The 589-nt window shown below is 57.7% G+C and carries 1 pseudogene; it reads left to right on the top strand.

The features are described 5' to 3' along the window. Positions 1-589: pseudogene (locus AO068_RS26400) on the top strand (AMP-binding protein); the annotation flags it as partial.

Here is a 589-nt window from a genome sequence, read left to right as displayed (position 1 = left end):
GTGGCGCGTACGTGCCGCTGGATCCGGACTACCCGCAGGATCGCCTGAGCTTTCTGATGCACGACAGCGGTATCGAACTGTTGCTGACCCAGGCGCATTTACTTGGCCAACTGCCTATTCCTGCACATGTTCAGACACTGGATCTGGCGGGTGCGCTGGACGGTTACAGCACGGAAAACCCGGTCAACCAGATCTCGCCAGACAACCTGGCCTACGTGTATCTACACCTCCGGCTCGACCGGAAAACCGAAAGGCACCTTGCTCGCCCATCACAACCTGATGCGCCTTTTTGCTGCCACGGATGACTGGTTTAAATTCAACGAAAAAGACGTGTGGACGCTGTTCCATTCCNGTTCCATTCCTTCGCCTTCGACTTCTCGGTGTGGGAGATTTTCGGCGCGCTGCTGCATGGTGGCCGACTGGTGATCGTGCCCCGCGAAGTGACCCGTTCGCCGGAAGACTTCCATGCGCTGCTGGTTGAACAGCGCGTCACAGTGCTCAACCAGACGCCGTCGGCGTTCAAGCAGTTGATGCGTGTGGCGTGTGATTCGCCTGTGTCGATGTCGCTGGAGAAAGTCATCTTTGGTGG

Source organism: Pseudomonas sp. ICMP 3272 (genome assembly GCF_001466905.1).
In the GTDB taxonomy this organism is placed as follows: Bacteria; Pseudomonadota; Gammaproteobacteria; order Pseudomonadales; family Pseudomonadaceae; genus Aquipseudomonas; species Aquipseudomonas amygdali.
Note: the sequence above shows the minus strand (reverse complement) of the source record. Positions and strands in the feature narration are given on the sequence as shown.